Source organism: Facklamia sp. P12937 (assembly GCF_050409505.1).
In the GTDB taxonomy this organism is placed as follows: Bacteria; Bacillota; Bacilli; order Lactobacillales; family Aerococcaceae; genus Facklamia.
On the sequence record NZ_JBNUPI010000028.1, the window covers coordinates 1 to 10,034 of the forward strand.

A 10,034-nucleotide genomic window follows, 5' to 3' on the forward strand; every position below is an offset into this window, starting at 1 on the left:
ACTAAGCAACCGTTAATTGCTTAATCTCCTTGGATAGCATCAACCCTATTGGACAAAGAGCCTTTAAAAAAGTGACTAAAAAATTTTGACATATCAATTTTTAAGTGAATATTGAATTATATTTAATTAATTATAAGAGGCTCCTAACAAAATTTGTATGTTTCGATAAATGTTTCCAAAACAGTTACTATATCTTTTTTATTAATATTATCTAGTGCATTTATTTGTGCATTAATATAAGAGGCTGAATAAAAAGGATTAGATAAAAAATCAAACATAAAATCATAATTAATATATTTTTCACTTGAAACTAGATTATATTTAAATAATTTATCCTTATATAATTTTTTTATCTTCTAAGGAGCTATATTTTAATGGATATTTAAAAAGTTCAATTTGAAACTCTGTTATTGCTTTATTTTCTTCTAATAGAGCCTGTGTAAATCCGATATAATTTTCTTTTTCACTGTTAAAATAGGAATTAATAAATGCACTTTCAAAAAAATGAGCCCAATATTCTTCCTCCTCTATAGAAAAAATTAAATTCATTTTGATTAATAAAAAATTTACAATTACATGACTAACTTCATGTAATAAATAATAAAAATGAAACGGGCCTACTTTGTCTCCTATAATAATATAATTAATATTTTTTAAAGGTAAAAATACACATTTATATCCATCTATCATACCTTTTAAATATATAACATTTAAAGACAATGTGTCAGATATATAAAATAATATATCTTTTAACAAAACTTCAGTTGTACTATTACATAATTTTTTAAAAAATTCACTACTAATCTTAGCCTTGGAAAAGTTATGCATTTGCATTTTTATTGGAATTAAACTAATCTCAGAAAAATCTTTATTTTTTCTCCAAGATAAGTAATCAAAATTATTTCTTATTAAGAGGGTGTTAACTTGGCAATTTAATACAGATTTTTTATATTTACTAATATCTAATGATTCTATATTTGGGAGACTATCAATAAAATCTATTTCATTATGAATTTTGTGCGCCTTGATATTATCTTGTATATTTATACTATTTAAATATAGCATGGACTGATGCTCTTCTATAACAGAATGTTCATAGGTTCTTTTAATCGCCATTTAAAAACTCTTTCTTTTTTTATATTTAAAAATAATTATAATAAGAATACAAAGAACATCAATATTGGTAATATTCCATGTTCTTAGTATTCCAAACTGATCAGAAATAAACCCATTTAAAACTAATATTATTGAAATAGATATTGATTCAATACTATAAAAAGATGAGATTGTTGTATTTCGTAGATTATCATCTTGCACAAAATCTGAATGAAGAGCGACATTACTTTTAATTTCAGTTATAGTATTAAGCATTACGTGAATTGAAAAAGTAATAATTCCCATCCATATATTTTTTGAGAGAATAAATAAGGATAAGAATATAATATCTATTATTGTTAACGAAGTTATCACATAAGAAATATTTTTTTATATAATATCCTATGAGATATTAAACTCCCTACAAGCCCACTTAATGAGATTATTATCCACATAATACTAATAATATTTTCTATATTATTAGTATAAAATATTGCCTGCCACTGATTTGATGGTCCTATATCTATCACTTTAGGGAGAAGTAAAAATAATATAAATACAATACTCTTTTTAGATGTCATAATTTGTTTAAATATTGTTTTTATTTCACCATATGAATATTTAAAAGTGTTTTTAAAAGATATTTTTTTATTTTTAAAATCTTTAATTGGAGATTTAATAACTGAAACAATTAAAATAATACTAAATAATATGCTGAAATAAAATGGCAAATCTGTATTATAATTATACAATACATCCGCACTCAAAGTTCCAATGACCAATGCAGCCAATAATCCTATAATAGACGCCTTAGAAAATATGTGTTCTAAGATATCTCTATCCTGTGATAAATTTAAATCTTTGATTAGCCAACTGGATAATGTTCCAGAATAAAAAGACTCACTAATTCCGGATAAAAAAGCTGAAAACAGGAGAAGTGTATATGAACTACTTAATATCATTAAAATCCCTAAAATTCTAAATAGACCACTTAAAAAATTGATTTTCTCTCTCCTATAACATCTGTTATAGCTCCACATGGTATCTCTGTAAGAAAAGACGATAGCCAAAATAGAGCTAGATATAACCCTACATCACTTAATGAAAAGTTTTTAAGTAAATAAATATACAATATTGGGTTAAAAAATGAAACTAATGAGACAGACAAAAATTCAAATAATAATAATAATGAATTTTAGCTTTCATGATTTATCTCCGAATTTATACAATATATACTCCCGTATATATCTCTATTTAAATAACCATAATCTACTAAATATCTTCTCATTGTCGCATAATCATCATAGTATACCTGTATAATATTATTTAGTTCACTCTCAGAAAATTCATCACCTTTTTTTTTGATTAATTCAAAAATATAGTCAAAGATAATAATTTTATTTTTTTGTTTTTTGGGAATAACAATTATTCTCCCTCTTTGATCAATAAATCTTTCTATCATTATTTATTAAACTCCCTTCTTTTTTTAAGTAATATCCTATATATTGATAAACCTCTCTTTCTAGTAAAATATCATTGCCAACTAAGCGAATATTACTTAAATGAATCAAATCTAAAATATTGGGTTGTCCAAATTTTTTCACATAGTTTTCTTCTTTAATACTAAATTTAATTTCTTTAAAAATATTTGAGTTATATTTACTTAGTTTTTCTATTGAATCAAATTATTCCTTTTTTAGCGGTCTATTTTGTTTTTCATTAATATAAGGGGTGAAAATTTCCAATGCTTGATGAATTTTAGTGTAAAATACATTTAGTAAATAAAATGTATTAATAAGTAATATTTTTTTTAATTGCATTATTCATTTCTCCATCATCAAATATTAATTCTTTATTCGATGTTAAAAATTTTACTATCCTTTTTGAATCTAAAAAACTAATAGCTTCAAAAACTTCAATCCCTATACCCATCATATATCTACCAATTTCTTTTTCAAAAGTTAAACCCCAAAAATTTTGAACAATACTAGACTTTTTAATTTTATTGATAATTTCATCATTATAACATTTAGATTTTATTCGTAGTCTAACTTGTTGCTTGGGTAGTGTCAGATAAATTGTGTAACCTACATTTCAAGATTGTAATTATTAGATCAATACTTCTGTTATTTCCGATCCTAACCTCGCATTTTAGATGATCTTTCGAATACCATGTGGATTCGCTTAGATCTGTAGGATTGATAGGTCCTCTAAAATGCGAGGGAAGCAACCGAAGGGTGCTAGTTTACTCCATTAAGATACTTGGGGCTTTGTGAGACCTTCTCTTAATTTCGTCTCGTTAACTGGTCGTTTTTGATCCAAAAGAGATTGAAGTTCAAAGGTTGCTTTACCAAAGTCTTTATGTTTCCGATGTCCAAACTTTGCGTTATACTCGGTAATATAACAATAGACTGTTTTTCCCTAAGTGGCTTCATGGGGAAACTGTTCTTTTATTGTTGTGATCCGCTTTATTTGTTTATTGACGGCTTCTGATTGTTTGTTGGTATAAAGGGGGGCCCATATCTCCTTGGGAAAATGCATAAATGAGAAAAGATTCTTTTTTAGTCTCAATTGTTCAGCCAACTTTGGATAAGTCGCTCCCCAGGTCTGGATGAATTCATTGAGTAGTCGAGTGGCTTCTACGATACTACTGGCTTTAGGAACTTTTTTAGTGACGCTAACACTTCTTGACGGTTCTTCAAACGGACTTTCATGGAGACATGTCTCAGTAAGTGTGTCCAACAAGATGGATGAAGGGCCATCGGAAACTCATTAGTCAGGGCGTTAATTCGTCTGAGACAAAAAGTAAAACATTTTCTAGCCCTCTTTGTTTTAAGTCTTGAAGCATTTCACGGTAATGAAGAGCTGACTCTGTAGGATAGACTTGAAAATCAAGTGTTTCCTTATAGCCTTGAGCATCCATTCCAATAATTGTATGGACGGCTTCCTTAGAGACATTTCCACGCCTTACAGGGACAAAAGTAGCATCGCAGTATAGACAAACATCGTCTTGTTTAATCGGACGTTGTCGGTAAGCGGCTAATTCTTCTTAAAATGTTATTGAAAGGTTGGAGAGGGTCGTTGGTGAATAACAATGACCCTACATTTTTTCAATAAGTTCTGAGATATCGCGTGTTGTCACACCTTTTTGATACATTAAAATTATCATCTTTTCTAAATGAGCAGGCGCTTCTTGAAGGCTTTCAAGTGTTTTAATATCAAACAGCCCTAACCGACCTCGTGGTGTTTTGAGGTGAAGCGTACCGTATTCAGTCGGTAGTCTTCTAGAATAATAACCATTCCTTGAATTACCGGTATTATAACCTTTCACTTTCCACTTCTTATACTTAAGAAAAACCGTTCTTTCGCTTTCAAGCAGTAGATTAATGGCATCTTCTAAGGACTGACGAAACAGTTCATGAATAGATTCTCCTTGTGCTAGTGCTGTGAATCATTTTGTGTTAAAGTCTTCCATAAGGGACCTCCTATTTGTGATTGTTTTGTGGTGATTACAATCTTACATAAGTGAGGTCTCTTTTTCTAGGGAGTCTAGGAGCTTACACAAGAAATTTTACGCTATGAATATAAAAACTAACTTATAATATTAATTAGGTCATAATTAATATAAAGTTTGTTTCTCTTCTTTGAATTATCTTCCTCTATTAACTTCAAATCAGATAATTTCTTTAGATACTTTCTAGCTGTTGCGTCCGTTATGCCTAAAGCTCTAGCAACATCCTTTACGTTACAAAATGGATTCCTAAAGGTATATAGCCATATTTGATTAATGTAATAATTGTTCTCATTTATAATATTAATTCCTGATCTTGCTAAATTGTTTATATTCTCTACTTTTACTGATAAGGAATCGGCCATTCTTTTTGAGGCTGAAAGGAAAAAGTCTATCCATTCAAACCAATTTGGATTTTTTCCACGAACCCCATTCAAGCGATTATAGTATCTCAGCCTTTCTTTTTCCAATTCCTCACTAATGAAGAAGACTGGCTTATCAATTAGTTTATCTTGCATGCAAGTCAAAATAATTAGTATTCTTCCTAATCTCCCATTTCCATCTAAAAAAGGATGTATCGATTCGAATTGCGCATGAATAATTGCAGCCTTAATCAATGGATCGGTATTTTCATCCAAATAATTAAAATCATCAAGCTTTTCTTTTTCAAAACTAAAATGCTTTACTGAATTAATATAATATTCCAAATTGGTCATATATTCTCCGATTTTTTGAGCAGGAATTGGAATATAAACTGCGTTTTCGATTTTATTATCTGGACCGATGTGATTCTGAATTTTTCTAAATTCACCAGCAGAAGCAGACGTTCCTCTCGCTTCATTGGACATAAGTTCTTTGTGCAAACTTTTTATCATCCTAGAACTGATTGGATTTCCCTGATTGATCATTTCGATACCAACTGTTAGTGCTTTTTTATAATTAAGTACCTCTGTAATTTCTTTAGACTTCTTTTTTGAATTTGCTTGATCAATCATATCCGCAAAAGTTACTTGAGTACCTTCAATTCTAGTTGATTGAACCGACTCCTTTAATGAAAGAATTTGAAGAAGGTTATCATCGACAGGAGAGTGATTCAATTCTGAATTTAACTTACCTATCGTACTCTTGATAATAGCAATTTTTTTGTATAACGATAATTCTTCTTCTATAGACACTTTAGGTGGCAATAATTCCAGACCCTGAATTGTCATATTTTTCCTCCTCCCTTTAAGCATGATTAAGTTTATCATATTAAGATAAAAAAAGCATTATTTTTCCTTTATTTATAAGTTTTGAAAATGTTATCTAACTAATTTTCCATTGATTTAGCCTACCCTCACTCATAATTAATCCTGAATTGACCTTAGAATTGATATTTTGATTCCCTCCAGTATTAACCAAAGGGGATAATTTATTATGTGAAACCTAGCTCTCCGTTTGTTCTAGTTTCCTTTTCTCCTAACCTTTCTTCAATGATATCTATCATACGATCAACATCATAGTCATTAGCAACTTCATCATTGACAGTTATATAAGTATCTCCACTCTCGCTATTAGTCACATTAGTTGCTTTAACAATCCCTGCACCAATCTCTCCTAATACTTTAGAACTTAATGGTAGGATAGCCTCTGGACCTGCTTCACCACCAACTTGAATATTTTTGCCATTAATACCAAACACTGTATGATTCATCATAATTCCTCCGTCCGCATGCTAAGAGATTCTTGGAACTTGTAGTGGAGTTAAACTAAATCGACCGGTAATACTCAATCTAGGGAGTCGTGGTAATTTAATCTCGGGTAACGACCAACTGAAGTTAAAGAAGCCTTTATTTTTTTCAGTTGCATTCCCTACCGCATCTTTTGCAGAATTAATTTTATCTGTAATCGCTTGCTTGATACTGTTAAATATTTCCACAGCTTTATTCTTTGCGCTAGTCAATCCATTTATCATAAAGTTTTTACCGAATCGATTGTTTGCTGTGTGCCGGATTTAATGCGTTCCCACGCTTGAAACACCGTTTGTTTTACCGTCTCCCATGCACCACACCAATCACCGTTGATTAATTGCATAACTGCCTTAATGATTCCTAGAATAAAGTCCATTGCTATTCTGATTGTTTCTTGAATGATAGGCCATACCATTTGAGTGACCCCTTGAATCAATCCCAAACTAAGCTGACCTTAGCAAAAACTTGATCCAATATTATTGAGATAAAAGTCTTTATCCAGCCCCAAACAGTATTAATCGTTTGTTTAATTAGTTCGTTGTTTTCATTCCACCAACTTGTCATTGAACTCCATATTTTCATTACAAAATCGCTGATAGATTGGATGATTGGTTGTAAAAACTCTTTTATAGCAACCCAAGTGTTTATAACAGCCTCTCTGAATTGGTCACTAGTTTCCCAGAGCTGCTTGATTACTAAAACAAAACCTACTATTGCAACTATTGTTAGAGCAATCGGAGCTATAGTAGCTAACGAGGCTTTGATAAAGCCAAAAATCGATAGTTGAGTCGCAGTTACTACGGCTAATAACACCATAAACACCGGGGCTATGTCCCCTAAGGCGGTCACCAGCAATCCCATGACAATGGCAAACTCTTTTGCGGGCTTAGGAAGCTTAGAAAACTATTCTCTAATTGATTGAAAGATATCAGCTACAACTTGCAATATCAGAGCTAGTACTTTGCCTATTTCATCTCCAAAGTCACTCATTAATAATTATAGTTTGTTTTGAGCTTTATTTAATTCACTTATTGAATCAAGTGTATCTTCATAAGTAGATTTAAGCTTCCCTGCTGCCTCATGCTGGCCTCTCGATAGGTTTCTCGCTAATCTTCAAGCTGCTTAGAAAACAATAAAATAAGAGAGACAAGCACATACAACATGTACTCATCTCTCTGGTCCAACTTCTTGGGTCACTATAATCAGTAGACTCTTTATTAGTTTAATATTGTAAATTACAGGCTAAATTATTTAATAACAACTTGATCTTGCTCTAATTCTTTTTCTGCACCCATCTTACCAGCGTAGGCAGAAATTACTAATCCCAAAACAGATCCAATGAAAGCATAGATAGAATATTTAGAAGCTTCATTCATAACATCATTTGTTGTTTCGACACCTTCGTCAATTGCTTGTTTTGTTCCACTTTCTAAGCGATTCATTTCAGTTTCAGCGCTAGCAAGTAAATATTTCGCTTGAGCTTGAGCTTCTTCATATGATTTCATAATGTGAGCTGTAGCTTCTTCTGCTTCTTCATCATTTAAATCAGTATTATCAGCAATAGCATTCGATAAAGCATCTTCATCTAAACCTTCGTCAATTGTAGCCATACGATCTTCAATGTTTGTATAAACATCTTTCATCGCTTGCTCAACAGGTTTTCCATCAACCACAACGCTTTTAGCTGCATTTTGAATATCAGTTACCGTTTCATCTAACTGATTTTGTAAATAACCTGGTTGCAACTGTTCAATTTCAGTGTCTTCTAGTAAATCTTGTACTTCTTGGTCTAAGTTCGATGTATCAAGCTGTAAGTTATCTGTTACAGCATTAAATGCTTCTTCAGATAAATTACCTGCAGCTTTTGAAACATTTCCTATTGCATCTCCAGCAGCACTAGTTGTCGCACCAAACATAGCACCAATTGTATTGAAAGTTCCTGTCACTGCTGATGAAGCCAATACTACTGCTACTATTAGGCCTGTAGCCCATGTCAGGAAACCATGAACCATACCAGCTCGGTGTGCAGTGTATCCTGCGATAAATCCTCCGCCGGCTAAACTTAAAATCAATGACACAATCGTCCAAATGATTAAGCCCATTCCAACTCCATCTAATGGATTAACAGCGGTTAAGTCAGTAGCTCCAAGTCCGATAGCTGCCCCAATTAAAGAGAACAACATGCTTAAAGCGACGAAAGTCACTAATCCAGCGAAAACGGCACGCCACGATAAGTTTTCTCCTATCCGATGATGATGTCCTATATGGTGATCATGATGTGAGGTATAAGTGTGGTTGCCAGTATCCTTAGTAGCTTCCTTTACAACGACCTTACCCTGACCTCCAACAGTAGGCTCAACATTGTGCTTATCTCGTTCATTATTCATATAAATCCCTCTTTCTTAAAGTTTTAACACTCAAGGTGCTTTAAGGCACAATTTATCTTTATAGTGGTGATAAATACTATAAAATAATTGCTTTAGACAAATCGTTCTTTTAGAACTTTCCTTATCCTTAATATACTAACTTATTTGTAAAAATTCAAACATAACGCTTCTAAAGACCAATTTAATCATAGCAATAGCGTCAGTCAATGGCTTGATGACCCAATCTAAGGTTGGATGATCGCTAAGATTCCAAGCGATCATTTCAGAGTTAAATAAATCCATAATAGGGCTTAAATAAGCAGAATTTTTCCCTAATTTAACTTTCAGTTGCCATTCATTTTACACTAAAGCGACGATTAAGGTGGTTGGGAGCATTTGTTCCCACAGTGCCTTCGTAAGAGCTATAGCGACGTGACTCCGCCAGAATTTTGTACGTTTCAAGCCGAGCTTACCCCTGATTCGTAAAACTTTTCTTAGGGCTAATTTTTTGATGGCATGTTTTGTATAATTAAGCTTTAATTCATCGATAACCAAGAGTATATGTGTCAAGAAGAAAAGAAAAGGAGACCAAGCAACCATTAGTTGCTTAATCTCCTTGGATAGCATCAACCCTATTTGACATAAAGCCAATTTATATAAAATTACTCACCAGTAACTTCTTTTGATAACTCAATTGCGATATCGGTAGTGTCTTCAATCTCATGTTTTAAATTGGCGAAACTTTCAAGAATTTCTTCAAATGATTGTCCGATTTCTTCTTTTAATTCATTAGCTGAATGAGCTAAGACTTCTTTAAAATCAGAATCATCATTTTGATTAGCAAGAGAATGCTGCGTTTCTTCAATTGAACTAAATAATTGGTTTTTCAAGTTTGTTAGAGAAAATTTTAATTCTTCTGCCGTTTCTGAAAAAGATACTTTAGCATCTTCACTTGCTAAAGCAGCAACATCAGATAACTCTTGACCCTTTTTAAGAGCAAGCTCTTTATAAGAAGCCAATTGATCGCGCGCTTCCACACTCGATTCTGATAATTTCTTACGATACTCCTCTGTTTTTTCAGGGTATAGATAATTAACTACCGCATAGGCACCTGCAAGACCTGCTACCATACCGATAACTGTTTTTAATTTGGTCATATTTTTTCCACTCCTTAAATCTTTTTTAAGAAGAATTCATTTTAAAGACCTTCTTAATACATAAATATTAACAGATAAAGCCTTTTCACTCAAGAAATCTGCTTAAAAATACACCCCTAAATGTTAAACGTAAATGATAATGTCTCAAGAGAACACAAATCAAAATGTCCCACTA

General features: G+C 31.8%; 13 protein-coding genes and 1 pseudogene. All 14 read right to left on the reverse strand.

The features are described 5' to 3' along the window. Positions 1 to 336 precede the first annotated feature (336 nt). The 14 genes and pseudogenes from ACQV2R_RS08115 to ACQV2R_RS08180 all read right to left on the reverse strand — a co-directional run bounded on the left by ACQV2R_RS08115 (position 337) and on the right by ACQV2R_RS08180 (position 9,859). Positions 337 to 1,116: a hypothetical protein gene (locus ACQV2R_RS08115; protein ID WP_428892076.1), complete on the reverse strand. Its 780-nt coding sequence runs from the start codon at positions 1,114 to 1,116 to the stop codon at positions 337 to 339. 350 nt (positions 1,117 to 1,466) lie between these two features. Next, positions 1,467 to 2,057, reverse strand: a complete 591-nt coding sequence (locus tag ACQV2R_RS08120; protein ID WP_428892077.1) for a hypothetical protein — start codon at positions 2,055 to 2,057, stop codon at positions 1,467 to 1,469. 233 nt (positions 2,058 to 2,290) lie between these two features. Continuing rightward, a complete protein-coding gene (locus ACQV2R_RS08125) occupies positions 2,291 to 2,557 on the reverse strand; it encodes a DUF2087 domain-containing protein (protein ID WP_428874427.1) in 267 nt (88 codons plus the stop codon). Then, on the reverse strand, positions 2,538 to 2,699 hold the full coding sequence (locus tag ACQV2R_RS08130; protein ID WP_428874428.1) for a hypothetical protein: 162 nt from the start codon (positions 2,697 to 2,699) through the stop codon (positions 2,538 to 2,540). The genes ACQV2R_RS08125 and ACQV2R_RS08130 overlap by 20 nt, the downstream gene beginning before the upstream one ends. A gap of 817 nt (positions 2,700 to 3,516) precedes the next feature. After that, positions 3,517 to 3,840 carry a transposase gene (locus tag ACQV2R_RS08135; protein WP_428892078.1) on the reverse strand — a complete coding sequence of 108 codons (324 nt, stop codon included), beginning with the start codon at positions 3,838 to 3,840 and terminating at the stop codon, positions 3,517 to 3,519. Between the two features lie 31 nt (positions 3,841 to 3,871). Then, positions 3,872 to 4,519 (reverse strand): annotated as a pseudogene (locus tag ACQV2R_RS08140) (IS256 family transposase). A 167-nt stretch (positions 4,520 to 4,686) separates the two neighbouring features. Then, positions 4,687 to 5,817: a Fic family protein gene (locus ACQV2R_RS08145; protein ID WP_428885307.1), complete on the reverse strand. Its 1,131-nt coding sequence runs from the start codon at positions 5,815 to 5,817 to the stop codon at positions 4,687 to 4,689. A gap of 203 nt (positions 5,818 to 6,020) precedes the next feature. Further along, positions 6,021 to 6,299, reverse strand: coding sequence for a hypothetical protein (locus ACQV2R_RS08150; protein WP_428892079.1), 279 nt, complete (start codon positions 6,297 to 6,299; stop codon positions 6,021 to 6,023). A 21-nt stretch (positions 6,300 to 6,320) separates the two neighbouring features. After that, positions 6,321 to 6,548 carry a hypothetical protein gene (locus ACQV2R_RS08155; RefSeq protein WP_428892080.1) on the reverse strand — a complete coding sequence of 76 codons (228 nt, stop codon included), beginning with the start codon at positions 6,546 to 6,548 and terminating at the stop codon, positions 6,321 to 6,323. Positions 6,549 to 6,556: 8 nt separating this feature from the next. Continuing rightward, a complete protein-coding gene (locus tag ACQV2R_RS08160) occupies positions 6,557 to 6,751 on the reverse strand; it encodes a hypothetical protein (RefSeq protein WP_428892081.1) in 195 nt (64 codons plus the stop codon). A gap of 17 nt (positions 6,752 to 6,768) precedes the next feature. After that, positions 6,769 to 7,197: a phage tail protein gene (locus ACQV2R_RS08165; protein ID WP_428892082.1), complete on the reverse strand. Its 429-nt coding sequence runs from the start codon at positions 7,195 to 7,197 to the stop codon at positions 6,769 to 6,771. Positions 7,198 to 7,583: 386 nt separating this feature from the next. Beyond that, positions 7,584 to 8,723, reverse strand: a complete 1,140-nt coding sequence (locus ACQV2R_RS08170) for a hypothetical protein (protein ID WP_428892083.1) — start codon at positions 8,721 to 8,723, stop codon at positions 7,584 to 7,586. Positions 8,724 to 9,062: 339 nt separating this feature from the next. After that, positions 9,063 to 9,302, reverse strand: a complete 240-nt coding sequence (locus ACQV2R_RS08175) for a hypothetical protein (RefSeq protein ID WP_428892084.1) — start codon at positions 9,300 to 9,302, stop codon at positions 9,063 to 9,065. Positions 9,303 to 9,364: 62 nt separating this feature from the next. Continuing rightward, positions 9,365 to 9,859, reverse strand: coding sequence for a hypothetical protein (locus ACQV2R_RS08180; RefSeq protein WP_428874436.1), 495 nt, complete (start codon positions 9,857 to 9,859; stop codon positions 9,365 to 9,367). Positions 9,860 to 10,034: the final 175 nt, after the last annotated feature.